Source organism: Halobellus marinus (assembly GCF_032113415.1).
Lineage (GTDB): Archaea > Halobacteriota > Halobacteria > Halobacteriales > Haloferacaceae > Haloquadratum > Haloquadratum marinus.
Genome location: NZ_CP134946.1, coordinates 1,665,858 through 1,688,741 on the forward strand (window position 1 = coordinate 1,665,858; position 22,884 = coordinate 1,688,741).

Consider the following 22,884-nt stretch of genomic DNA (forward strand, 5'->3'; position numbering starts at 1 on the left):
AGGCGCCTGTCTTCGCCGGTGGGCCTCGTTCGATCCCTCGTTCGTCGATACCGACACCCGTCGCTATCGATCTGAAAAAATAGAAGGAATCCGCTATTCAGTTCGGCGCGCTGCTTTCAGCGATCGTCGACGAGGATCCACCCTCGGGGTCCTGCCAGACCAGGCGGACTGTCTCGCCCGCGTCGTACGGTCCCTTTGCGATCTGGTCGCCGGCAGTGTACGGAGAGTTCTCGTCACTGTAATTTGCCCCACTGAAACTGGACGCGGAGTCTGAGGTAGTGACCCTAATTGAACTGTTTTCGAGCTGGTCGCCCGAGGCGTGAACGAGCGTCACGTTTCCGTCGCCGGCTGATGGAGCGCTCTCGTTGTAATTGAAGTCAATCGTCGCCTGTGGCGCCGTATTCTGCAGACTGCCACCGAGGTTCAGCACGAAGGAACCGATGACAGCGGCCAGAATAACGGTTATTGCGACCATCAGTATCACGCCGATGACCGGTGACACTGCCGAATCGTCTGTGAAGAGTTCTCGTAGTTGCATAGTTTTGGATGCGACACCAGCCCAACCTCTGGGTCCCCCCTAGTGGCGCTGGTAGCCTACTCCGACGTTCCCATATACTATTATATAAAATATCGCCTCTGCGTATCAGGTTTGATAAGCAGAGCCCGAAATACGGGAGAATCTGCTGCACTAGGACGAAGTTAGAAATCGGTAGCTTCGGCGGTTGCGAACGCTGGCAACAGAATATGGTCGTGAAAGTCTCGATCGAGGACCTATCAGGGGGACACACTACCAGTCCGGATCGGATCGGGTCCGGGATAGTCTCCCCGGCGGCGGGGTAGTTTCAATATACTCTACTCTCAGACGGTCTGGTAGTCCGCGTCACCCATCTCGCCGTCAGTAGTGATGATTGCCTCTGTAGTCTGCGCCGTGTGACTGGCAACAATCAGGGCGCTTTGAATACTGAACTCCTCGGCCACCTGTGCGTACTCGACCAGCTCGGCATCATCCGCCGGTGCGACAGAGATTGGCCCGTTCCCAACGAGCGCCTGACGCGCATCCTCGGGCGTGCCAGTGAGGGAAACACCCCGGACGTCCTTGTCGCGGGAAACCGAATACAGAACCTCAGCGAGTGCTGTACTCGGTGCCTGATAATGATTACTCTCGTCTCTTACCGCTGAGCGCCACTCCCGGTGGCGGCGCTCGGCGGTAAAAAGTGAGAGTAATCATTATGAATCACTGTCTCTCCCGCTTCAGCCTCGGCAAATACCTGATCTGCCTCCGGCGGGAGGGCGTGAACCGCCTCGGGGTCAAGCCCCGAGGCACTCGCCTTGTTTATCTGTAGAATCTTTCTGACGGTCCCTTTGTCTCCCCGTGTTTTCTCCCTGAATAGCATCAGGTTGTGAGAGTCCATCCCGATCCCAAATTCTTTATTGATTCGCTGTAAACTGTAATTACAACACATCCGATGTCACGCACGTCACACCAGGCCGGGGGCGATGTTGTCCGGGATCTCCTTTCGGTCGCAGATTTACTCGAAGAACCACAGCTTGCTCGGTTGTACGCACACCTCGCCCGAGAAGGAGAGGCGACTGTCCAGGAGCTGATGGAGGCTCTTGACCTCCCACAGGGGACCGCATACACGTACGTGAACCGGCTGGTCGATGCGGGTGTGTTGGAGGCAAAGACGGGCAAGCAACCGCATTCATACGTCGCTCGTGATATCGACCTCACGGTCACCGGAGGCGAGGGGGAGTATACCATCACGCCTGCACTGATCGACGCTGTCGCCCGCCGTACGACAGACGAAGATATTGATATTTTCATCGACCGGCACGGAATTGCCGGACTCGCGGCAGCACTCACATACGCAGTTTCTCGGGAACAGGGCGAAGTGACGCATCGAATGATGGCTGACGATCTCGACATCTCACCGCTTGCCGCCGAGATCATCCTGCAAGCGCTTCGACCTGTCGTCTATGAACACTTCGATATTGACGATTCCGGGGCCTCGCTTGCCGATCTCACCGAAGGTAGTGAGAGCATCGACACGTGACTGCAGTCCATATCGCGGATACCGGACTGTTCGTCGCGATGGGACAGCCATCGAAGGACCGATATCGTGCTGTCCGCCGACACGCCCGTCAAAACGGGATCACGTTTGTAGTCCCGGAGCAGGTCTATGACGAGCTAACAGACGCGGCGTCGGAGGTAGAAGCAATTCCCGTTGACAGTGCGATTGAGGAGGGATGGGTGCGAATTGCAGAGACGCTATAGTAGCGTTTGCAAGTCTTCACTCACACGATCGCACGCGTCGTGCGATCGGATGTGCAATCAGTTGCAAACGCTACTATAGATCACTCGGAACCGTTGGTATCGCGAACGATGGATGGGGTGCAACGGTACATCGCGAATGCCGACAATCGCCCTGCTGATGATATCGAACGTGCTGATCCGGCACTCGCTGGTATCGCAGCACAGTCATTTGTCGATGGAACCGCAGATCAAGCTTATATTTACACGACTGATGTGCTTGCTGGACAGGGAGCTGAGAAGATTCTGGCTAGCGAAGGCTACGAGTCAGTTACGTACGTGGATGGATTTCGTTTTGTGGAGGACCTCCTCAATTAGCTCATTTGTCCTCTGTTGACTTGATGGAAACGCTGCTACCCTAGGAGAGCGTGAAACAAGATATGGGGCGCAAGAGACCGACCGCTATTCCGTGCTACAGAGCACGTCGTGTTGACTGGTCCGTGTGCGAAAGAAGCCGAGTCATGGGCGTGACAGCCCGGATGCCGCGCGGCGCGGCATCCGGGAAAGCCCGAATAGGTGAATCTCTGCTTCACGCACTGGCGTCCCGGGTGAACAGACTATGTACCTCGGAATTGATGTCCACAAACGGTACGCACAGGTGGCAGTGATGGATGAGGCTGGGAAGATTGTCGAAGAGGTTCGCGTCAAGAACGCGAACCTCGACGACCTCGCCCAGCGGTACGCCGGCGCACAAGCTGTGCTTGAGGCGACCTCCAACTACTACCACATCCACGATACGCTGTCGGAGCACTTGGATGTGACCGTTGCTCATCCCAAAAAAATCAACCAGATCGCAGACACCGACAAGAAAACTGACCGCGTCGACGCCAAAGAACTCGCGCGAATGTTGCGGCTGAATTCGGTGCCTGAGAGCTATGTTCCGACCGAGGAAGTGAGGGAAGCCCGCGCACTCGTGCGCGGGCGACAAACGTTGGTCGAAAATCGTACCAAGTACGCCAACAAAGTCCACGGACTCCTCTCCGATCACGGTATCACTGAAGACGTGAAACCACTGACTGCGAGGGGACGAGAGTTCCTGCGGGAACTCTCGCTCCCGACGCCGTTCGACGCGTTGCTTGAGTCGTATCTCGACCTGATCGAGTCGCTCACCGACGAGATTCAGAAGCTCGAGAAGACGATTGAAGAACGCGCTGGGTCTCTGAAGGAGACCCAGCTGCTGATGACGATTCCTGGCGTGAGTTACTATACGGCGTTGACGATCTATGCGGAGTTAGGCGACATCGACCGGTTTGACGGAGACAAGGAGGTGGTTAGTTACGTCGGATTGAATCCGGTGATCCGCGAGTCAGGCGACTCGCGGATCGAAGGGAGCATCTCGAAACGTGGATCAGGTCGTGTAAGATGGCTGCTCGTCCAAGCAGCTAATACTGCAGTCCATACGTGTAACGACGAGTATCTGAGTCGGTTCTATGACCGGTTAGCAAGCCGGAAGAACTCACAGAAAGCAATCGTAGCGGCAGCTCGGAAGATGCTGGTGTCGATCTACCATATGCTTGATCGGGGAGACGTATACGATCCACCTGGTGTGAGCGCATAGACGAGGGAACTGAGGGCCGCCAAGTGGGCGGCCCTCAGTGGCCGGCCGAGGCCCTCCGTAGCGTCAGCTATCGCTAGACAGCGACCGCACCGCATCACGAGCAGGACCGCCTGTCGGCTGTGGGAATAGCAGATTCCAATACGGCGTAACCATTTTGTCGCCAGCGGTGGTTTGTCCGGGTAGCAGCGTTTCCATAGGTGAATAGCGACCTCCGAGCCGAAACGAACCGAGACCAGTTTTGAGATCACGACCCATACCCACTCACGTCCCGATTCAATTTCTGCCTCCGTACTCAATCACCCCTATTCAACAGAGCACTATAATCGAGTTATGAGATGACCCGATTATGAAGCAGACGTGTGGCTCTTCGAGATCCGCGGGAAGAATACGAAAGGGGGCTCGAAGAAAATCCGTGACGCGTGGATGTCTGACGACGTCGCCGATGACATCCACAAATTCAGTCGGGAGCGTGATCTCGCCCCGTCAGATTCGTGGGTCGACGCGAGTACACCCTCTGTCCGTCGGTGGGTGAAAGAAGCCGCTGACAGGATTGCTACGGACTCAGAGACTTCACGGTGGGACTCCGTATCATCTCACGATCTCCGCCGGTCTTGGGCGACGTATCACCTCGTTGAGCGCCAGGTCGACGTCCGGACGGTGATGAGTATCGGAGGGTGGTCCGACTACTCTGCTATCGAGCCCTACCTGGCAGAGCCGACCGAGGCACGTATCGGAGAGGCTATGCAGACATAGGGCTACTCCAGTGTGGCCTGTTCTGCTTCCTGTTCGATTACTTGGTACAGTTCCGTCTCGGACTTGGACTGAGCGCACTTTCGGCAGACTGACGTCACTCTAGTGACCTGTTTGAGCAAGTCGGCTGGGAAGTTGACTGCTTCGTCGGACTCGTTCATCAATTCATCGCAGCGCTGTAGCAACACTTTCGGATTCGCCCACTCAGCTGTACCAACCCACATAACATTCCCGGTGTTGCAGAAGTGACAAGAAGTTCTGTCGAGTCGTACCGTGTCCCATTCCTCGAGGAACGCTGGCGGACCATAGGCGTTGCTGCACTCTATGCAGGTAGCCAAATTCGCCCACCTTCGCTTCGGATGATCTATCGGAAGATCGTACAGATGTGGCTCTGCCGACTCCGTTATCGTATCACAGAAGCTACAGCCAACCTGGTAACGCATTACATAGAATCATCTTCGCACCGTACAAAAATCTATCATATATTGACAATTCTCGGTTCACTTTTAGAGATTGAGTGACACGGAATCGATTCCGAGTCTGTTGGTGCCTACGCCGCTGGGAACGCGTAGGTGTCTGGGTGGTAGTTCCGTTCTCCGCCCGGACGCGGTCGGCTTCTGATTGCTCGACCGACGATTGAACCGAATCCCTGTCATCAGCAGTGACGGCTTCGGCGTCGTCGAGATGGTCAAAGAAATCGTCCGGGTCGGTCATCGCAACCACCGACCCCTGTTCCGTCTCGCGTCAGCGTAACGCTCAAACGCAGCGGCGAGACGTTAGACACGCCCAACCACCTCCTTTGTTGAATGGGAAGTCGGTTGGCGTCCAACCACTTCCCGTAATGATTGGGAAGTCGGTTGTTGGACTCCGTAGACACGGAAGCACTCGCCGCTGAGGGTCAGAGCCTTGGAACAGTGAAAGACCCTCGCGGTCCGGTTTCGCGCTATGGTCGACATCTTCCCTCCGTGGGCGCCGCGCAGCGCTGTCCGGGGTACTCGATCTCGCAGCCACAGAACTCACAGATGGGAGTAGTGGCATCTGACCCCTCGAAATGAGGAATCACTGTACCCACCTCCTTCCCTGAGTCCAATCGCGTGACTGCGTCGACCCGCGTTCGAAATACTGTTGAACTCTCTCAGCTGAGGGAGTATTTCTCAGCCCAAAATGGCGAATACGTCCGCCTCAAGGTTCCTACCTTGCGGTCTGAAACCCTGATCACGACGGAAGAATACTGATGGACTCGCCGGGATTTGAACCCGGGGCCTCTCCCATGCCAAGGGAGTGATCTACCTCTGATCTACGAGCCCGCGTCGGCATCCCTCCGTATTCCGTTTTCGCTCTTAAGGGCTTCGACTTGGCAAACGACAGCTGCGGGTCGCAATCCTTTTGTCGCCGTCGCTGGTGGAGATAGATGGGAACAGCACGGCCGCAAGTCCGACTCGCCGCCTCGCGCGGCTTGGGATTGCGGAAGTGCGACGAGCCGACACCCGTCGGACTCGTCATATCGCATCTTCTGCGGTCTGTGCCGTTCCAATCGATAACAATGGCACGAATGCACACCCGCCGCCGTGGCTCGTCCGGTTCGGACAAGCCGGTGGCAGACGACCCCCCGGAGTGGAGCGACGTCGACGCAGACGAGATCGAAGAGCGCGTCGTCGAACTGGCAGAACAGGGCCACGAGCCCAGCCAGATCGGCCTGAAACTGCGCGACGAGGGCGTCAAGGGCGTTCCGGTCCCTGACGTCAAAGCCGCGACGGGCAAGAAGGTCACCACGATCCTCGAGGAGCACGACGCCGCGCCCGAACTCCCGGAGGACCTCAAGAACCTGATGGAGCGCGCCGTGCGTCTCCGCCGTCACGTCAACGAGAACCAGCAGGATATGCAGAACAAGCGCGCGCTGCAGAACACCGAGTCGAAGATCCGGCGCCTCGTCAACTACTACCGCGGCGACGAACTCGACGAGGACTTCACCTACACCCACGACCTCGCGGTCAAACTCCTCGACAAGTAACACCCGATGGCCTCCCGATCCGACGCCGGCGCGGACGCGGACGCCCCCTCCGAGAGCGTCGCCGCCGCGCTCGCGTCGGCCGGGTTCGTTCGGATCGTCCCCTGCGCCGACGGCGACGCGCTCGCTGCTGGCGGACTTATTGCCAGAGCACTTCGGGACGTCGGCGTCGCGTTTCAGGTGCGCGTGGCTCCGTTCGGTGCCGACGTGTCGCCGGTTGAGGACGGCCTCGCCGTCGCGGTCGGGGTAGCGCCGTCAGGTGCAGACGTGAGTCTCGCCGCCGCGGGAGCGCCGTCGAGTCTCCGCGCGTACGAGATCGCAGAGGCGCTCGCAGCGCGGCACGGGGGTGCGGCTCCCGATCCGGTGTTGGCGCTCGCCGGGGTCGTCGCCGCGGGCGCACACCCCGGTTCGGCCGCCGGATCGCTCCTCGAGGCTGCAGAAGCCGCTGGATCGATCGAGCGCCGCCCCGGCGTGGCGATCCCGGTCGACGACGTCGTCGACGGGTTGGCCCACTCGACGCTCGTCCACGCGCCCTTCTCGGGCGACACAGATGCCGCGGCCACAGAACTCGCAGGGTTCACCGACACCGATTCCGACGAGCGCGACGCAGACGGGCGGCGGTCGATCGCGTCGCATCTCGCGCTCAGCGTCGCGGCCGACGAGGAGGCGACGCCCCGAGCGGCGACCGCCGTCGAGCGGGCATTGCGCCCCTATACGACGCCTCAAGCGCCGCTCGAGACGCTGGGCGGCTTCGCCGATGTGCTGAACGCCACCGCTCGGGAACGACCCGGAACGGGCGTCGCAGTCGCGCTCGGTCACGGCGGCCACGGCGCCGCGGTGGACGCCTGGCGGACACACGGACGAGCGGTTCATCGCGCAGTTCGATCGGCGCACACCGGGCGCTACGACGGCGTGTTCGTCGTCCGCCCGAACGTTCGCGATGCGGACACCAGTGGACGGGCCAAAGACCCCGTAGTCCCGGGTCGGCTGGCCACCGTCGCGCGACTCGTTCGTGACTTCCGCTCGCCCGAGCCTGTCGTCCTCGCGCTCGAAGACGGGGTTGCTGCGCTCGCGGCAGTCGACGGTGGCGCCGCCGACGCCGCATCGGCGCTCGCATCGGAGTTCGTCGCGGACGATTCGACGACTGCGACCTGGACGGCCGGTCCGACGGCAGCGCTCGCTCGATTCGACGCCGAAACCGCCGACGCCGACGTCATCGCCGCGGTGAGGGAGGCGCTCCAAGACAGCACGGACGACTCCGGCAGGGAGGTACCGAAATGACGACCGACAGGACAGTAGACGAACGACAGACGGACGCGGCGCGTGACGCGTCGCGAACGGCCCGCCTGCGGACGCAGCACGCCGACGCCGAGACGGTGGCGGCGGCGCTCCGTCCGGACAACACCGACGCGATGGAGACAGTTGTCGAGGGCAACACCCTCGTGACGACGGTCTCCCGCGCGACGACGGGCGGGCTGCAGTCCACGGTGGACGACACCGTGGTCAACCTGACGGTGGCAGACGCCATCGTCGACACGACACGAACACACAGCTATGAGTGAACGATCAGTTTCGAAGCAGAAGAGCGGGAAGCGATGGTACACCCTCATCGCGCCGGAGCAGTTCGACCGGACCGAACTCGGCTCGACCTTCGCGGACGAGCCCGAGAAGGTCGAGGGTCGAACCGTCGAGGTCACCCTCGGCGACATCACCGGCGACCAGGGTGAAAACAACACGAAGCTCACCTTCAAGGTGCGAGACGTCGGCAGCGACGCCGCCTACACCGAGTTCATCAAACACGAACTCGCGCGGGACTACGTCCGCAGCCTCGTCCGACGTGGCGCCTCGAAGGTCGACGTCGCGATCACGGTGCGGACGACCGACGATTACCGCGTCCAGCTGCAGCCCGTGGCCTTCACGACCAAGAAGGCCGACCGCAGCCAGGAGAAGGCGATCCGGCGCGTGATGATCGACCTCGTCGAGGACGCCGCCGCCGAGCGGACCTTCGACGAACTCGTCGACAGCGTCATCGAGGGACGGCTCTCCTCGGCGATCTACGGCGAGGCGAAGACCATCTACCCGCTCCGGCGGGTCGAGGTCCAGAAGCTCACCCTCGAAGCGCGACCCGAAGAGGTCGCCGCCGAGGAAGAGGCCGCCGTCGACGTCGACGAAGGCGACGTCGCGGTCGACGACGCCTGATTCGGATCTTCGCGGTCGAGGACGCCTGATTCGAATCTTCGCGACTTTCAGTTGCTCGTTTCTTTCGGACTCGGTCGAGCCGCCGCTACTGACACAACAGCGGCAGGGTTGGTACAGTACCACAGACGTGAAAAACTGAAACCAGCCCTCACTCTTCGACGACGACCGTCCCGACCATCCCCGCCTGCTCGTGGGGAATACAGAAGTACCCGTACTCGCCGGGCACCTCGAACGTGTGCGACCACGTCTCCCCGCTGTCGATGGCGCCGCCGAACTCCGAGCGGAATCCCTCCCGAGCGGCCTCCGTGGAGTCGTAGCCGCCGCTGGCGAAGAAGGCCGCATCCTCGGGGATCGCATCGTCGTAGGCGGTGACGGTGTGGCCGCGCGAACTCGTGTTCTTCCAGACGACCGTCTCACCGACCGAGATGGTCACCGTGGGTGGATCGAACGCCACTGCGGTCATCCCGACGTCGTAGTCGTCTTCCGCGCCCACGCCGGCACACCCCGCAAGCCCCGCGGCGGCCGTCGTGCCGAGGCCGACGAGCACGCGACGACGGGAGAGGCGCCGGGTGGCCGCGCTCCGCTCTGATTCCATACGTCGACCTCGGGACGGGAGCGATAAATGTGGCCCGGTCCCAGTGGAGCGAGGGCCCGGTCCGGACGGAGAGCGCCCGGCCGGGATGTAAAGAGGTAAACCGATCCTCCGAGTCGGCCGTGGTATGAAGCCGCGGTTCGTCGGTCGACTCGGCCTCGCCGACGCGGTGACGATTTCGAACGCCGCCCTCGGATTCGTCGCTGCCGTCGCCACGACCGTCGACGTCGAACTCGCGGCGCGGATCCTCCTGCTTGCGGCGATTGCTGACGCGCTCGACGGCGTCGTGGCGCGTCGGCGTGGCGGGACAACGGTCGGCCCGTACCTCGACTCGCTGGCCGACGTGGCTTCGTTCGGGGTGACGCCAGCGCTCCTTGTCGCGATGGCCGTCGCCGACGCGTGGGGACTCGGCGGCACGCGCGGCCTCGTTGCGCTCGCCGGCTGTGCGCTGTTCGTCGCCGCGGCAGTGACGCGACTCGGGCTCTACACCGCCTACGACAGCGACGCCGCCGAGACGGAGGGGGTCCAGACCACGCTCGCGGCGACGATCCTCGCCGCCGCCGTCCTCGCAGGGTTCACGAGTCCGATCGTACTCGTCCCGCTGGTATTCCTGCTCGCCGGGCTGATGCTCGCGCCGATCACCTACCCCGACCTCCACGCGCAGGACGCGGTTGTGATGGGTATCGTGCAGGCCGCAGCGATCCTCCTCGCTGGTCGGATGGGGCGGCGGCTCGTCGGCGCGATCGGCGAGGGTTTCGCCTTCGGCCTGCTGTTTCTGTCGCTCGCGTACCTCTTTTTCGGCCCGCGGTTCTACTGGCGGCGGGACTGAGCGGCCTCGCGATCGGACACCGTGGCTGACGTCGACCTACATCCCCATATCAGCGGCGGCCTCGGGAACCGGGAGGTCGTTCGGCGAGACGCCGAGCAGTTCGGCGACGTGATCGAGTGCCATATCGAACCCGTAGTAGCGTTCGAGTTCGTCGCCGTCGGCACTCGGGCGGACTTTCAGCATCGCATAGCCCTCGGTGTTCTGTGCGATCGCGGCCGTTTGCCCGTCAGCCTCGAACGTCAACAGCCGCTCGGTGTCGGTCTCTCGATAGCGCGCCGTGATCCCGGTTGCGGTCGCCTCGCGGTTAGCCATACCCCTCGTTGGAACTTGGGAAAGTCGAACCTACCGGTTCGGCGCGGGAAGCGAAACCGACGTAGGCCCCCCGCCCGACGACCCGACGATGCGATGGCTTCAGAGCGGTCGGCGGCGGGATCTGTGTGCGCTGCTCTACGAGGCGGGGTCGCTCCGGAGACAGCAACTCAAGACGGCACTCGAACGCCACTACGAGACGCGGATCGAGCCGCAATCGTTCGCCGGTAGCGTCGACGCGCTCGTCGACCGCGGCCTCGTCGCCCGTGATACCGAGGGGATCCACGACGTCTATCACCTTACCGATGAAGGCGTCGCTGCCGTCGAAGCGTACCACCAGTGGCTCGCGGAGCGTTTACACGGTGGAGCCGACGGGGGATCCGAGACGGGCGGGGACGATTCGACCCGACGTTAGTTTGAACCATACCGCCGTCGGCTGCGAGGGTAGACGCCGGGTAAAGTGCAGTTCCGAGCGACTCGCAGGTGTTAGGTGGGATGCCCGGCGGGACTATCCCACGAAACGCTATTCCGATACGCTATGCAGCAACCGGCCGTGCTCCTCCACCATCGGCCGCCTCGTGCCACGAAGCTTTTTATGCCGCCCATCGTAGTGACTCACATTCCGAATGTCTCAGCAGGATGACCGCCCCCGAGTCGACCGGGCCGACCTCCAGTGGTGCCACGAGTCGGTCCAGGGGGTTTCTCGTACCTTTGCGCTCACGGTGGACGTGCTCGATGAACCGATGTCGTCGTACATCTGTCTCGGGTATCTCGTCTGCCGGATCGCAGACACTGTCGAAGACGCCTCGCACATCCCTCCCGCCGACCAAGCGGCGCTCCTCCGGACCTACGACGCCGTCCTCGACCCCGAGGACGACACCGACGCCGAGGAGTTTGCAACCGCCGTAGAACCATACCTCCCCGCCGACGAGTCGATGACCGACGACTGGGCGGTCGTCCGCGACTCCCCCCGCGTGCTCCGGACGTTCGACAGCCTCCCTGCCGACGTCCAGCGAGCGGTCGTCCCGCCGGCACGGGAACTGGTCCAGGGGATGGCCGAATTCGTCGAACGGTACAGCGACGACGGCGGTCTCCGGATCCAGACGCGAAACGAACTGGAGGAGTACTGCTACTACGCTGCCGGTACTGTCGGCAACCTCATCACGAACCTCGTGACCCGGCACGACGTCGCTGCAGACCGCCGCCGCCGGCTGTACGAGACCGCAGAGCAGTTCGGCCTGCTGCTGCAACTCGTGAACATCTCCAAGGACGTCTACGACGACTACACCGCCGAGGACAACGTCTACCTCCCGGCGGAGTGGCTCGAGGACGCCGGCGTCCCACAGGAGGAAGTCGTCGCCGACGAACACGAGGCGAAGGCGGCGTCGGTCGTCCGCCGCACCGCCGAGTTCGCCGGCTCCTTTATCGACGACGCACAGACGTACCTCGAAGCAGTTCCCCTCCACGACGGCAACACCCTCGAAGCCTGGGCGATCCCCTTTGTGCTTGCGGTCGGGACGCTCAGGGAACTGCTCTCACGGCCCGAGGACGCGCTCTCGTCGACGGGCGTGAAGATCTCCCGAAAGGAGGTGCTCGCCGTCGTCTCGGAGATGAGCGGGGGCGCAGACCGGGATTCGCTCGGCGAACTCCGCCGTGAGATTGCCGCGGAGCCGTACCACCGGACTGTTTCGCAGACGAACTGATCGGTTGGCTCCAGCGGCGTCGGTGCTGTGGCACCGCTCGTTTTGGGAGGGTTTTTACTCGTCGGATCGAAACGGGCTGGTATGGGAACCGAAGAAGCACACGACGACCACGGACACCACCTCCCGGCGGTCGAGGACTGGCCGCGTGGGTTCGGCGAGGCAAGCTGGTGGCCGTTCGTCACCGCAATCGGGGCGGCGGGCGTGTACGTCGCCGCTGCACTGTACATTCTGGGTCGGGGCGACAGCGCGATCATCTCACCGATAGCCGGCCCCGCGGCGCTCGTCGCCACGGTCGGCATCTTCCTCGTCGGGCTGTACGGCTGGGTGTATCACGCCTTCGTGAGTACGTTCTGGTCCCGGGATGTGGACCACCAGAGCGCGAACAAGCTCCGGTGGGGGATGCTCGCGTTCCTCGGATCGGAACTGGCGACGTTCGGCGGCCTGTTCGGCTACTACTTCTACGTCCGCGCGGGTGACTGGGAGTCGATCTTCGTCGGTATTCCGAAGCTGACGGGCTCGCTCGTCATCATCAACACGGCGATTCTGGTCCTCTCCTCGATCACGCTTCACTTCGGCCACGTCGCCATTCGTGACGACGACAGGCGGAAGTTCCTCCGATGGCTCGCGGTGACGCTACTGCTCGGCGTGATCTTCATCGGCGGGCAGGTCTACGAGTACTACGAGTTCATCATCCACGAGGGCTTCACCCTCTCTTCCGGCGTCTTCGCGTCGGCCTTCTTCGGGCTGACGGGCCTGCACGGCCTCCACGTCAGTCTCGGCGCAGTCCTCCTCGGTATCGTCTTCGTCCGCGGACTGCTCGGCCAGTACTCCGCCGAGCGGCACGTCTCGGTCAGCACCGCCTCGATGTACTGGCACTTCGTCGACGTCGTCTGGATCTTCCTCGTCGTCGTGCTCTACGTCGGCGCGGAAGTCGGCGCCTGATCGGCGTCGTCGGGAACCTGTTTTCCACAGTTCGAGTCGATGCGTCCTGACCGACTTGCCGGCCCGGCGGGTGCCGCGGTCGCTCTGGGCGGCGTCGCTGCAGCGATCGTTCGTTCGCCGACGTTCTCCTGGACGACCAGCGCGCTCTCGGATCTCGGCACCGCCGCCGAGACCGCGCTTCTGTTCAACGGGGGCCTCGTCGCCGGCGGCGTGATCGCGCTCGGCTATGCGGCCGCCCTCCGCCGGCAGTCCATATCGGTCGCGGTCGGGTACGCGCTCTCGATAGCCGCGATGATTTTCGTCGGCGTGTTTCCGTCCGGGACGGCGCCGCACTTTCCGGTCGCTGTCGCCTTCTTTCTCTTTTCGACGGCGACGGTCGCCCTCGACGGGTGGCAGCGACGGACGGTGCTCGTCGGCCGACTCGCGATCGCCGGTGCCGCGGTCCACCTCCTCGGCTGGGTCCTGTGGGGTGTTGGGATCCGTCCGGGACCGGGACTCGCGCTCCCGGAACTGGGTGGCGTCGCCCTGTTTGCCGGCTGGGTCCTCTTTTTTGCCCCACCGGTTTCGACCTGACCGGCATCCGATCGACTCCGGAAAACCGGACCAGTTTTCACACTCGTCGCGAGACTGTCGGGTATGGCCGACGAGGAGACCGACGAGCCGACGGTGCCGATCGTCTGTGAGGCCTGCGGGACGGACACGCGGGTACCGCTCTCGGAGCTCCGGGAGACGCTCGAGACGCACAACGAACACCGACACGACGGCGAGGAGATCGCCCAGGTCGACCCCGCCATAGCCGACGCGCTGGCGGACGCCGTCGCGGATGATCTCGGGCTCTACGACGCCGAAGACGACGGCTGAGGATTGAAACGGTCGGACCCCGTCGCTCCCGACGGACCACGTTTCACGCGTTTTATAGTCGCTGCCAGTCCATCCCGCGTATGCTCACGTTCATCGGGCTCGGTCTCTACGACGAGCGCTCGATCACCGTCGAGGGCCGAGAGGCACTCGCCGACGCCGACCGAGCCGTCGCCGAGTTCTACACGAGCCACCTGATCGGAACCTCCGTCGAGAAACTGTCCACATATCACGACATCGACATCGACGTTCGGGACCGCGCGGGCGTCGAACAGCATCCAGACGACATCCTCGACGCCGCCGAGGACGAGCACGTGGCCTTCCTCACGGCCGGGGACACGATGATCTCGACGACCCACGTGGATCTGCGACTCCGCGCGATCGAGCGCGGGATCGACACGCGCGTGATCCACGGCGTGACCGCCCAGACCGCCGCCAGCGGGCTCACCGGCCTGCAGAACTACCGGTTCGGGAAGGCCGTCACGCTCCCGTTCCCGTACGCGCACGGTGCCGACGGCGTCCCGGCGAGCGTTATCGAATCCATCGAGGCGAACCGCGAGCGGGGTCTCCACACCGTAGTCTACCTCGACATCAAGGCCGAACGCGGGGAGTATATGACCGCCGACGCCGCCGCGGGGATGCTCGCCGACGACTGGGCGGACGTCCTCGCAGTCGCCGTCGCCCGGGCCGGAAGTCCGGAGCCTACCGTCGCGGCCGACCGGCTCTCTGCGCTCGCCGGGCGCGACTTCGGTGACCCGCTGCACCTGCTCGTCGTCCCCGGCGACCTTCACCACATCGAGTCCGACGCACTCGCGACACTCGGCGAGGCTTCCGCGGAGCTACTGGCCGAGAACGAGCGGTAAGTGGACGGGATCCTGCCGCTGTTCGGGTTCCGAGTTTCGTCCCTACAGGAACTCTCTCCGCTGCCGGAACTCGACGACCGACCGCAGTGCGAGGAGATATCCCGCAGTTGCAAACACCACCGCGAGGATGAGGTTGCCGACCCACAGTCGGATCAGCACGTCGGGGCCGGCCGCGAGGATGTTGCCGTCGAAGGCGAGCGGGACCGGGCCGAGCAGCCGCTGGCCGAGCCAGTAGCTGCTCGCGTACACGCCCCACTTCACGAACGGGTTCAACACGAGAACGGAGGCCAGCATCGCGAGTTCGCTCAACTGCTTAAATAGATACACCAGCACAGCAAACATCAGCAGGCCGGTCCCGAGCGTGGGTAAGGCAGTAATAAAGAGTCCGATGCTGAAGCTGATCGCGACCTCCTGTGACGTGTAGTCCTCGATGAACGCGGACTCCAGTTCTTCCCGAATCCGCCGGCGCGCCTGACGGATCCGCCCTCTCATCATCCCCTGCGTAGACGCTGGCAGTCGATATGAACACTTCGGCGATCAGGTGTCGGCAGTCCGCGTGTCGCCGTGGACGGTCTCCCCTCTCACACGCCCGGTCGATTCAGCCCGAGTTCGGATTCGAGGTCGTACTCGTCGCCGGTCACCACGAAGAGGACGTCCTCGATGATCGTCAGCAGTTCGGGCAACTCCCGGACGACGAGGTAGGTGATCCCGACGAGGACCACGACCGCGAGCAGCTGGCTGATGATCCGATCGGAGATGAAAAACGAGACCATATACGGGTCGGAGGCGCCGAACAGAAAGAGGATCTCGTCGACGAACCACTGCATATACTGCTTGCCGAAGGCGATGGTGATGAACGTCGTTCGCAGGAGGTTCAAAGCGTAGATGATCGGGACCGCGATCGCCATCGCGCGGAGCTTGCGGCGGAGCGGAGCCTTCACTGCGCTGATGAGGCCGGCGAAGATGGCGATGCTGCCGAGGCCCGTACACGCGAGGACGACCTCGACGGTCAGCCGGTGGTCGCCGTCGAAGAAGAGGAACGTGTTGAGATAGCCCTGGTCGCCGACGATGAGTTCCGGGTGGTAGCCGAACGCGTTCACGAGAAACCCGGTCTGGGCGGCGACGGTCTCCATCAGGACGCCGCGGGGGGCCGGGACCGCGATGCCCAAAAGCGTGAACGCCGGAATCGTCTCGAAGGGGAGGTAGATCACGCCCATCGCCGCGACCGCCCGCGAGAGCACGAACAGGGAGTCGCGGCCGTCGAAGAGCAGATAGCCGACGTACAGCGACGCCGGCACCGCGACCACGGCGAGGATCCCCTCGACGTAGCTCTTGTGGACAAACGCGAAGTGCGGGACCAACTGGAGCCAGAAGACGGCGAAGCCGACCCACGCGGCGACCGTGAGATACCGCGCGGCCCGCTCGTTCCGGCGGAGCGAGAACACTCCGACGACGAACGTGAGGATCACGGCCCACGCGAGCGCATCGGAGAGGACACCTGGCATATCCGACCGAACGAGATTGACGGATAAATCCCTTGTCGTTCCGTGTGTCGGGAACGCGGAACCGTGGTCGGGACTGAACCTCCGTTTGGACGCCGGACGGGGTCGATCCTGTCACAACTTTTACCCCGCAGAACTCTGTCCCTCGTCGTATGAGAGAGCGTGTGCAGTGTCCTTCCTGCGGCGATGACGTCGAGGTGTTCGTATCCGGAACCATCGTCGACGTCACCCTGAAGGACTCCGTCACCGAGGAAAGCGCGGCGAGTCAGATTCTCTCGGGCTTCGCAGACGGGATGGACGGCAAAGAATACCACGAGGAGCGGTGTCCGCACTGTTCGGCGGTGCTCCGAGTCACTACCCAGTAGCGCGGTCGGCGTCGATTCGGGTGGCCCAGTCGCTGCGGCCGTTCAGGACTCCAGAATCTCGATCTCGTGTCCGTCCTGGTCTTTCGTGAACGCGTACCGGTTGTCGCAGGATTCGGGGTCGCGGTAGTCCTCGGCCTCCCGTTCCATCAGCGTCGCCCAGTAGTCGTGGAGGTCGTCGGCACGGACGCAGAGATGGCCCCACGCGTCGCCCATCGTGTACGAGCGGCCGTCGTAGTTGTACGTGAGTTCGACGGTCATCGCGGCGTCTGAGGCGCCCGCCGGCTTCATAAAGTAGTTCGCGAAGGTGTCCGACTCCCAGCGGCGGGTGTGTTCGTACTCGAACTTTCGGGTCCAGAAGCCGAGTGCCTCGTCGGCGTCCTCGACGCGGATCATCGTGTGATCCAGGCTCCACGTCGGCAGATCGGGATCCCGCTGGACGATCTCGACCTCGTGGCCGTCGGGGTCTTTCACGAACGCGTAGCGGCCGCCACAGGATTCGGGGTCGCGGTAGTCCTCGACGCCCTCGTCCATCAGTTGCTCGTAGTGGGCTTCGAGTTCGCCCTCGGGGACGCGAACGGCGATGTGTCCCCACGCGTCGCCCATCTCGTACGTCCGGTCGTCGTGGTTGTACGTCAGTTCGAGCATCGCCCCCTCCTCGTGCATCTCCGCGGGGCCGAGGTAGACGTTGGTGAAGGTGTCGGCCTCCCAGCGGCCCTTCTCCTCGTAGTTCAGGTGGGTCGTGTACCAATCGAGCGACGCATCGAGATCTTCGACGCGCATCATCACGTGGTCGAGTACTCCGGACATAGGCGACCGAACGAGCGCCGCGATCAAAAAGGGTGCTGACCGAGGGACGGCCCAGTCGTCGGGAGAGACCGACCCGCTATGATCGCCGCATCGTGCGAACACGCGGCCAGTAGTACCACCACGCCACCGCCAGCAACGCAACGGTCCCCATTGGCCACGCGATCCGGCCGGGCTGGAGCGAAAAGCCCCACGCGAGCCGGAGCTGGGCGATTCCGGCGAGGACGAGAAGGCCGCCGGTGACCCGCGGATCCTCGCGGTCGACTCGCCAGCCGACGACGGCGCTTGCGACCGCGGCGGCGTAGAATGCGACCGAAAGCGGCCACGCCAGGATGTACTCCGGGAGGCCGCGCGTGTACACGAAGAGAAAGTCGAAGAGCGTGGTCACCGAGAGCGGGTTCGTGTTGACGAGTCCCCACGCGAACAGGAACGTCGCGTCGCCCGCGGCAAACACTTGCAGGGACCACGGGAGGAACAGAAGCGAGAGCAGCGCCAGCAGGGTCCGCCTGGTGGAGGACGTTTCGGGACTATCGTGGGCGGAAGGCACAGTCTTCGGCCCCGTGTCACTTCCGGGCGACGACCCGGAGGATATCCTCGTCCTGCAGTTCGTGGTCGCGGCCGACCTGCTGTTCGTCGTGTTTCGCGCTCGGCCCGGTGACGCGGGCAAAGCGGAACCGCTCTTCGAGGGTGCCGCCGAGCTTTCGGAGCGCGTCGTCGACGGTGTTTTCGCCCTCCATCAGAATCAGCGGCTCCTCGTAGTCGACGCCGCGCCCCGGTTTGTCCATATAGATCCGGATGAGCCCGAGGTTCTCCCAGAGCCGCTCTTTCAGCGCGTCGAGGCCCTTCTCGGCCTCGGCGCTGATGAACGTCGCTTCCTCGGGGTCGACGCCGACCTCCCGGAGGTTCTCCTCGACCGTCGGCAGGTACTCGCGGTCGATCAGGTCGGCCTTGTTGACGGCGACGATCGAGGGGAGGTAGACGCGGTTGTCCATGATCCCGTCGATGAGTTCGTCGATCGTGATGTCGCCGCGGACGGTCACGTCGGCGTTGACGTAGCCGTGTTCCCGGAGGACGCTCGCGATGGTGTCCTCGTCGAGGGAGACGTCGTCGGAGGTCGTTACCTGGAGGCCTCCCTTGCCACGCTTCGAGATGGTGATGTTCGGCGGCGACGTGTCGATGCGGATCTTGTTCTTGTAGAGTTCCCGCTTGAGCCGCTCGTAGCGTTCGATCTCGAAGACCGAGAGGAGAAAGACCACCAGATCCGCCGTGCGGACGACCGACAGGACCGCCTTCCCGTCGCCGCGGCCGCCGGCGGCGCCCTCGATGAGCCCCGGGACGTCGAGAATCTGGATGTTCGCGCCGTTGTACTTCAACATTCCCGGGTTGACGTCGAGCGTCGTGAACTCGTATTCGCCGACCTCGCTGTCGGCGTTGGTGAGGGCGTTGATCAGCGTCGACTTGCCGACGCTCGGAAAGCCCACGAGTGCGACGGTGGCGTCGCCGGTCTTCTCGACCGCGTAGCCGTGGCCGCCGCCACTGCCGGACTGGTTCTCGAGTTTCTCTTTTTTCTCCGCGAGTTTCGCCTTCAGCCGACCGATGTGCTGTTCGGTGGCCTTGTTGTACGGCGTGTTCGCGATCTCCTCGCGGAGGTCTTCGATCTCTTCCTCCAGTCCCATCGGGTATGAGTCAACCATCTGCGTCGAAAAAGGTGTTCTTTCCGTCCGCGTCCGGGGCGCAGTTGGCAGAATCGAAGCGCTTTGTACGCTCCGGCGCGTACTGGGGAACAATGGATGCAGAACCGGGGCTCTCGGAGCAGTATCGCACGGCGAGTCCGTGGCCGCTTTTCGTCGCGCTCGGCATTCCGATCTCGGAACTCGGAATCCTCTTCGGCCTGTTCCCGCTGGCCGTCGGTGGCCTCCTCCTGTTCGGCGGCAGCGTCGCCGGCCTGGTGACCGAATCGAGCTACGCGCGGACGCCCTGGCGCGCCCTGTTCGCGGTGTCGGTGCCGCTTTTCGCCCTCGGGGCCGCGTTTATGTACACCGCCATCGACCTCCCGGACCGGGGACTCGCGATCGTCGCTGCGGGCGTGATTCTCGTGGCTGCGGGCCTCGCGGGAACGTTGTTCACACCGGACGGCGAGCCGGCGTACTGATACTGGTTACTCTCACTGTTTCCCGCCGAGCGGCACCCCCGTTGACGGTGATCGGCAGGAATCGATGAGAGTAATCAGTATGAGTCCCGGCACAGCGGCGGCGACGTCACCTGCGTCGTCGAAGACGAATCAACAACCTATTTGATTCTCCACCGGAAGGGTCACCTATGGCCAACAAGATCTTCGACCGGGATACCCTGCTGGATCTCACGGTCAACGTGGTCCCGCTTTTTATTATGGGTTTCTTCGTCGTCGCCTTCGCCGTGTTCTCGCCGTTCGGGATCGATCCGCTCACCTCGTCGGTCCAGTTCGGACTGCTGGCGGTTCCCTTCGTCCTGCTCGCGGTCCTGACGTACTTCGCCGGGCGGGCGGTCGCCGGCAGCGAGAAGTCCGGAGACGTCTACCTGCCGGGACAGGCCAGCGTCGAGGGGGCAACGCCCATCGAGGAGGAACACGGCGAGACCGACGCCGCAGTCGACGACGAGGGCGGCGACGCCGAACTCGAAGACGACGGAAGCGACGCCGAACTCGACGGGGCAGACGAAGCCGACGCGGAGGCGGATGCGGGTTCAGCGGACGACGGTGAGGGCGACGACGGAGACAGTGCGGACGCCGACAGCGACGACGAGACCGACTCCTGATTTTCCCGCCACTCCCTCGCGGTCGCAACCGGGCAGATCACTGCTGGTGACGAGGCAGTCTACCGGTTCGTGGCGAGCCGGTTGAGGCATCCCGAACCATTCATTACCTTCCGTTCCTCAAGGACGGATATGCAGGTCAACGGGCAGTTAGCACTGACGGTCCTTATGGGGCTCTTCCTCGTGGCCGTCGCCGCGTGGCTCGCGCGGGTGGAAAACTGGCGGTCGTACACCCCGATTGCGGGTGGCGGCGGTTACGGGCAGGGGGAAAGCTACGTCTCCGAGAAACCATCCGGCATCATCCGCTGGCTGACGACAGTCGACCACAAGGATATCGGGATCCTCTACGGCGCGTACGCGCTCACGGCGTTCGTCGTCGGCGGCCTGATGGTCGTCGCGATGCGGATCGAGTTGCTCTTCCCGGAGATGACGCTGCTTTCGAACACGTTCTACAACTCGTTGCTGACGAGCCACGGTATCACGATGCTGTTCCTCTTCGGGACGCCGATCATCGCGGCCTTCGCGAACTATCTCGTGCCGCTTCTGATCGGCGCGGACGATATGGCGTTCCCGCGGATCAACGCCATCGCCTTCTGGCTTTTGCCGCCGGGCGCGCTCCTCATCTGGGCGGGCTTCTTCCCGATTCCGGATCTCATCCCGGCACAGACGGCCTGGACGATGTACACGCCGCTTTCGGCGGGTGGGGGCGTCGGTAACCAGGCGAACGCCGGTGTCGATCTGATGCTGCTCGGGCTCCACCTCACGGGTGTGTCGGCGACGATGGGATCGATCAACTTCATCGCCACCATCTTCACCGAACGCGACGAGAAGACCTCCTGGGCCAACCTCGACATCTTCTCGTGGACGATTCTCACCCAGTCGGGGCTGATCCTCTTTGCGTTCCCGCTTCTGGGCAGCGCGCTCGTGATGTTGCTCTTCGACCGGAACTTCGGTACGACCTTCTTCGCCGGGGAGGGCGGGGCGATGCTGTGGCAGCATCTGTTCTGGTTCTTCGGGCATCCCGAGGTCTACATCCTGGTGTTGCCGCCGATGGGCATCGTGAGCTACGTCATCCCGCGGTTCTCGGGCCGGCGGCTCTTCGGCTTCAAGTTCGTCGTCTACTCCACGCTCGCGATCGGCGTGCTCTCCTTCGGCGTCTGGGCGCACCATATGTTCGCGACCGGGATGGACCCCCGGCTCAGCGCCTCGTTTATGGCCGTCTCGCTCGCCATCGCGATCCCGAGCGCGGTGAAGACGTTCAACTGGATCACGACGATGTGGAACGGCCGGGTCCGGTTGACCACGCCGATGCTTTTCAGTATCGGCTTCGTCGCGAACTTCATCATCGGCGGCGTCACGGGCGTGTTCCTCGCGAGCATCCCGGTGGACCTGATCCTCCACGACACCTACTACGTCGTCGGGCACTTCCACTACGTGATTATGGGGGCGATCGGCTTCGCCGTGTTCTCGGGGCTGTACTACTGGTACCCGCTATACACCGGCCGGATGTACCAGCGCACCCTCGGCAAGGCCCACTTCTGGCTCACGATGGTCGGGACGAACGTGACCTTCTTCGCGATGATCCTGCTGGGCTACGGCGGGATGCCGCGTCGGTACGCCACGTACCTGCCGCAGTTCGCGACGCTCCACCAGCTCGCGACCGTCGGCGCGGTCATCCTGCTCGCCGGCCAGATCATCTTCGTCTGGAACTTCGTCGCTTCGTGGCTCGAGGGGCCGGAAGTCACCGACGGCGATCCGTGGGACCTCCGGGAGTCGGGCCTGTACACGGGTGAGTGGGACTGGTACGAACGAAAAATCGAGACGGCGATCACGGACGGCGGCGAGGAAGAGGAGGCCGTCCTGCCCGATGGCGGCACCCCCGACGAGGAGTAGGGGAGTCGCGGCCGGATTTTCGCTGCTATTCTTTCGACGGCTGTTCTGTCGACGACTGTCCTGCCCACTTCGTCAGATAGCGAGGGCGATCCCGGTGAGAAACATCAGCGTTGCGACCGTTCCGAGGACGACGCCGAGGAGGTCTCTATCGCTCATAACCGTTCTTCGGAACCGACAAGCAAAGGTGCGTCGGTCCCGGCGGTCGAAGGAATCAGCTGGCAAGCGGGTCGCTTAACCGACTGCACCACCGAAATCGATCCGTGAACGGACGCGAGAGGACGAGAGAGTCTGACTCCGACGTCGCAGGAGAGACAGAGGGCCGCAGCGGGCAGCGGTTCGTGCTCTTCCTGTACGTCGCGCTCGTGGGCGTCGCGACCGCCGCGGGCCTGCTGACCGGGACGTTCGTCGACGGGCTTCGGTCGCCGCGGTTTCTGTTTCTGATTCCCTTCCCGGCGTCGCCGCTGGGCTTCGCCGCCTACGGGGGACTGACCATCGCGCTCGTGCTCGGGATTCCGCTCGCGCTCGTGAGCTACGTCTCGCGGAACATCGACGAGTGATAATGATTACTCTCGTCTCTTACCGCCGAGCGCCGCTGACGGGGGTGGGAC

General features: G+C 63.3%; 28 protein-coding genes, 1 tRNA gene and 1 pseudogene. 20 read left to right on the forward strand and 10 right to left on the reverse strand.

Features of this window, described 5'->3' with window-relative positions:
• Positions 1 to 97: 97 nt before the first annotated feature.
• Together RJT37_RS08550 and RJT37_RS08555 are read right to left on the reverse strand one after the other, a co-directional pair.
• Positions 98 to 538, reverse strand: a complete 441-nt coding sequence (locus tag RJT37_RS08550; RefSeq protein ID WP_313689468.1) for a type IV pilin domain-containing protein — start codon at positions 536 to 538, stop codon at positions 98 to 100.
• Positions 539 to 1,169: 631 nt separating this feature from the next.
• The gene (locus RJT37_RS08555) at positions 1,170 to 1,412 is read right to left on the reverse strand and encodes a hypothetical protein (RefSeq protein WP_313689470.1); all 243 of its coding nucleotides are present in this window, start codon (positions 1,410 to 1,412) and stop codon (positions 1,170 to 1,172) included.
• A gap of 54 nt (positions 1,413 to 1,466) precedes the next feature.
• On the opposite strand from RJT37_RS08555, the gene RJT37_RS08560 reads away from it, so the two are divergent.
• The 4 genes and pseudogenes from RJT37_RS08560 to RJT37_RS08575 all read left to right on the forward strand — a co-directional run bounded on the left by RJT37_RS08560 (position 1,467) and on the right by RJT37_RS08575 (position 4,622).
• Entirely contained in the window at positions 1,467 to 2,054 is a 588-nt protein-coding gene (locus tag RJT37_RS08560; RefSeq protein WP_313689473.1) for a DUF7437 domain-containing protein, read from the forward strand.
• Positions 2,051 to 2,629: pseudogene (locus tag RJT37_RS08565) on the forward strand (PIN domain-containing protein). The gene RJT37_RS08560 and the pseudogene RJT37_RS08565 overlap by 4 nt, the downstream one beginning before the upstream one ends.
• Before the next feature lie 241 nt (positions 2,630 to 2,870).
• Positions 2,871 to 3,869 (forward strand): IS110 family RNA-guided transposase, encoded by a 999-nt coding sequence (locus RJT37_RS08570; protein WP_313687416.1) that lies wholly within the window; start codon positions 2,871 to 2,873, stop codon positions 3,867 to 3,869.
• A 357-nt stretch (positions 3,870 to 4,226) separates the two neighbouring features.
• Entirely contained in the window at positions 4,227 to 4,622 is a 396-nt protein-coding gene (locus tag RJT37_RS08575) for a site-specific integrase (RefSeq protein WP_313689476.1), read from the forward strand.
• 1,232 nt (positions 4,623 to 5,854) lie between these two features.
• Here the strand turns inward: RJT37_RS08575 and RJT37_RS08580 are convergent.
• Positions 5,855 to 5,926: transfer RNA gene (locus RJT37_RS08580), tRNA-Ala, on the reverse strand.
• Positions 5,927 to 6,162: 236 nt separating this feature from the next.
• Here RJT37_RS08580 and RJT37_RS08585 point away from each other — a divergent pair.
• The 4 genes from RJT37_RS08585 to RJT37_RS08600 are packed head-to-tail and all read left to right on the forward strand — an operon-like array spanning position 6,163 to position 8,826.
• The gene (locus RJT37_RS08585) at positions 6,163 to 6,630 is read left to right on the forward strand and encodes a 30S ribosomal protein S15 (RefSeq protein ID WP_313689477.1); all 468 of its coding nucleotides are present in this window, start codon (positions 6,163 to 6,165) and stop codon (positions 6,628 to 6,630) included.
• Between the two features lie 6 nt (positions 6,631 to 6,636).
• Entirely contained in the window at positions 6,637 to 7,908 is a 1,272-nt protein-coding gene (locus RJT37_RS08590; RefSeq protein ID WP_313689480.1) for a hypothetical protein, read from the forward strand.
• Positions 7,905 to 8,189, forward strand: coding sequence for a KEOPS complex subunit Pcc1 (locus RJT37_RS08595; RefSeq protein ID WP_313689483.1), 285 nt, complete (start codon positions 7,905 to 7,907; stop codon positions 8,187 to 8,189). Before RJT37_RS08590 ends, RJT37_RS08595 begins: the two co-directional genes overlap by 4 nt.
• On the forward strand, positions 8,182 to 8,826 hold the full coding sequence (locus RJT37_RS08600; protein WP_313689484.1) for a 30S ribosomal protein S3ae: 645 nt from the start codon (positions 8,182 to 8,184) through the stop codon (positions 8,824 to 8,826). Before RJT37_RS08595 ends, RJT37_RS08600 begins: the two co-directional genes overlap by 8 nt.
• Positions 8,827 to 8,974: 148 nt before the next feature.
• On the opposite strand, the gene RJT37_RS08605 is transcribed toward RJT37_RS08600, so the two are convergent.
• Entirely contained in the window at positions 8,975 to 9,421 is a 447-nt protein-coding gene (locus tag RJT37_RS08605; RefSeq protein WP_313689487.1) for a cupredoxin domain-containing protein, read from the reverse strand.
• Between the two features lie 124 nt (positions 9,422 to 9,545).
• Between RJT37_RS08605 and RJT37_RS08610 the strand changes: the two genes are divergently transcribed.
• Positions 9,546 to 10,247: a protein sorting system archaetidylserine synthase gene (locus tag RJT37_RS08610; RefSeq protein ID WP_313689490.1), complete on the forward strand. Its 702-nt coding sequence runs from the start codon at positions 9,546 to 9,548 to the stop codon at positions 10,245 to 10,247.
• Between the two features lie 36 nt (positions 10,248 to 10,283).
• Here RJT37_RS08610 and RJT37_RS08615 read toward each other — a convergent pair whose 3' ends face one another.
• Positions 10,284 to 10,559: a DUF7111 family protein gene (locus RJT37_RS08615; protein ID WP_313689492.1), complete on the reverse strand. Its 276-nt coding sequence runs from the start codon at positions 10,557 to 10,559 to the stop codon at positions 10,284 to 10,286.
• An 88-nt stretch (positions 10,560 to 10,647) separates the two neighbouring features.
• Between RJT37_RS08615 and RJT37_RS08620 the strand changes: the two genes are divergently transcribed.
• The 6 genes from RJT37_RS08620 (at position 10,648) to dph5 (ending at position 14,922) form a co-directional block, all read left to right on the forward strand.
• Positions 10,648 to 10,971, forward strand: a complete 324-nt coding sequence (locus RJT37_RS08620; protein WP_313689494.1) for a DNA-binding protein — start codon at positions 10,648 to 10,650, stop codon at positions 10,969 to 10,971.
• A 211-nt stretch (positions 10,972 to 11,182) separates the two neighbouring features.
• Positions 11,183 to 12,259: a phytoene/squalene synthase family protein gene (locus RJT37_RS08625; RefSeq protein WP_313689496.1), complete on the forward strand. Its 1,077-nt coding sequence runs from the start codon at positions 11,183 to 11,185 to the stop codon at positions 12,257 to 12,259.
• Positions 12,260 to 12,340: 81 nt separating this feature from the next.
• Positions 12,341 to 13,201, forward strand: coding sequence for a cytochrome c oxidase subunit 3 (locus tag RJT37_RS08630; protein WP_313689499.1), 861 nt, complete (start codon positions 12,341 to 12,343; stop codon positions 13,199 to 13,201).
• A 39-nt stretch (positions 13,202 to 13,240) separates the two neighbouring features.
• Positions 13,241 to 13,774: a DUF998 domain-containing protein gene (locus tag RJT37_RS08635; protein ID WP_313689502.1), complete on the forward strand. Its 534-nt coding sequence runs from the start codon at positions 13,241 to 13,243 to the stop codon at positions 13,772 to 13,774.
• 63 nt (positions 13,775 to 13,837) lie between these two features.
• Positions 13,838 to 14,062, forward strand: coding sequence for a DUF8149 family protein (locus RJT37_RS08640; RefSeq protein ID WP_313689505.1), 225 nt, complete (start codon positions 13,838 to 13,840; stop codon positions 14,060 to 14,062).
• Between the two features lie 80 nt (positions 14,063 to 14,142).
• Positions 14,143 to 14,922 (forward strand): diphthine synthase, encoded by a 780-nt coding sequence (gene dph5 / locus RJT37_RS08645; protein WP_313689508.1) that lies wholly within the window; start codon positions 14,143 to 14,145, stop codon positions 14,920 to 14,922.
• A gap of 42 nt (positions 14,923 to 14,964) precedes the next feature.
• Here the strand turns inward: dph5 and RJT37_RS08650 are convergent, their stop codons facing one another.
• The gene (locus tag RJT37_RS08650; protein ID WP_313689510.1) at positions 14,965 to 15,414 is read right to left on the reverse strand and encodes a DUF2062 domain-containing protein; all 450 of its coding nucleotides are present in this window, start codon (positions 15,412 to 15,414) and stop codon (positions 14,965 to 14,967) included.
• A gap of 89 nt (positions 15,415 to 15,503) precedes the next feature.
• Positions 15,504 to 16,427: an archaeosortase A gene (gene artA, locus RJT37_RS08655; protein ID WP_313689513.1), complete on the reverse strand. Its 924-nt coding sequence runs from the start codon at positions 16,425 to 16,427 to the stop codon at positions 15,504 to 15,506.
• 149 nt (positions 16,428 to 16,576) lie between these two features.
• On the opposite strand from artA, the gene RJT37_RS08660 reads away from it, so the two are divergent.
• Positions 16,577 to 16,789, forward strand: a complete 213-nt coding sequence (locus RJT37_RS08660) for a CpXC domain-containing protein (RefSeq protein WP_313689516.1) — start codon at positions 16,577 to 16,579, stop codon at positions 16,787 to 16,789.
• 42 nt (positions 16,790 to 16,831) lie between these two features.
• On the opposite strand, the gene RJT37_RS08665 is transcribed toward RJT37_RS08660, so the two are convergent.
• The 3 genes from RJT37_RS08665 to RJT37_RS08675 form a co-directional block, all read right to left on the reverse strand.
• On the reverse strand, positions 16,832 to 17,596 hold the full coding sequence (locus tag RJT37_RS08665) for a VOC family protein (protein WP_313689519.1): 765 nt from the start codon (positions 17,594 to 17,596) through the stop codon (positions 16,832 to 16,834).
• Positions 17,597 to 17,672: 76 nt separating this feature from the next.
• Positions 17,673 to 18,140, reverse strand: coding sequence for a TIGR04206 family protein (locus RJT37_RS08670; RefSeq protein WP_313689521.1), 468 nt, complete (start codon positions 18,138 to 18,140; stop codon positions 17,673 to 17,675).
• A 16-nt stretch (positions 18,141 to 18,156) separates the two neighbouring features.
• Positions 18,157 to 19,269 carry an OBG GTPase family GTP-binding protein gene (locus RJT37_RS08675; protein WP_313689523.1) on the reverse strand — a complete coding sequence of 371 codons (1,113 nt, stop codon included), beginning with the start codon at positions 19,267 to 19,269 and terminating at the stop codon, positions 18,157 to 18,159.
• Positions 19,270 to 19,379: 110 nt separating this feature from the next.
• Between RJT37_RS08675 and RJT37_RS08680 the strand changes: the two genes are divergently transcribed.
• The 4 genes from RJT37_RS08680 to RJT37_RS08695 all read left to right on the forward strand — a co-directional run bounded on the left by RJT37_RS08680 (position 19,380) and on the right by RJT37_RS08695 (position 22,833).
• Positions 19,380 to 19,745 (forward strand): DUF7541 family protein, encoded by a 366-nt coding sequence (locus RJT37_RS08680; protein ID WP_313689525.1) that lies wholly within the window; start codon positions 19,380 to 19,382, stop codon positions 19,743 to 19,745.
• Positions 19,746 to 19,912: 167 nt separating this feature from the next.
• On the forward strand, positions 19,913 to 20,386 hold the full coding sequence (locus RJT37_RS08685; RefSeq protein ID WP_313689527.1) for a DUF6684 family protein: 474 nt from the start codon (positions 19,913 to 19,915) through the stop codon (positions 20,384 to 20,386).
• 129 nt (positions 20,387 to 20,515) lie between these two features.
• Positions 20,516 to 22,276 (forward strand): cbb3-type cytochrome c oxidase subunit I, encoded by a 1,761-nt coding sequence (locus tag RJT37_RS08690; protein ID WP_313689530.1) that lies wholly within the window; start codon positions 20,516 to 20,518, stop codon positions 22,274 to 22,276.
• A 338-nt stretch (positions 22,277 to 22,614) separates the two neighbouring features.
• The gene (locus tag RJT37_RS08695) at positions 22,615 to 22,833 is read left to right on the forward strand and encodes a DUF7520 family protein (protein ID WP_311171338.1); all 219 of its coding nucleotides are present in this window, start codon (positions 22,615 to 22,617) and stop codon (positions 22,831 to 22,833) included.
• Positions 22,834 to 22,884: the final 51 nt, after the last annotated feature.